Here is a 507-nt window from a genome sequence, read left to right on the forward strand (position 1 = left end):
GCATCTTGCGCGATATGTTCTTTTTTGATTAAATCGGCCACATAAGACACCAAATCTTCCGTTTCCTGTCTTGGGATTAAGGTAGCTGGTGAAACCTTGAAAGTTTCACCGTAAAACCAAGCTTTCCCGACAATATACTGCCAAGGATAGTTTTCTTTAGCCACCTTCTCAATAGCCGCCTGATAGGCTTCTTTCAGGTTAATGGGCATGATGTCCTTACGTTTAAGGGCCCAATCTGACACTGAAAAATCGGCTAAATCAAGCAAGAGATGATAAGCAATTTCAGCGTCTTGGTTATTTTCTTCTAAAAAAGAAGAGGCCCAAACCTGGACCTCTAGATACGTTTGATTAATCATTTAACTCCTCTAACTTATTGGCTTGATCGGCTAATAATAAAGCGTCAACGATTTCATCCAATTCGCCGGTCATGATACGGTCTAATTTTTGAATAGTTAAACCAATTCGGTGATCAGTCACACGATTTTGAGGATAGTTGTATGTACGGAT

General features: G+C 40.0%; 2 pseudogenes. Both read right to left on the reverse strand.

From position 1 onward, the window contains the following. A pseudogene (locus ACRCJ0_RS19500) lies at nt 1-356 on the reverse strand (peptide chain release factor N(5)-glutamine methyltransferase); the annotation flags it as partial. Continuing rightward, nucleotides 349-507 (reverse strand): annotated as a pseudogene (locus ACRCJ0_RS19505) (peptide chain release factor 1); the annotation flags it as partial. The pseudogenes ACRCJ0_RS19500 and ACRCJ0_RS19505, both read right to left, overlap by 8 nt.

Source organism: Aerococcus sp. L_32 (genome assembly GCF_050689315.1).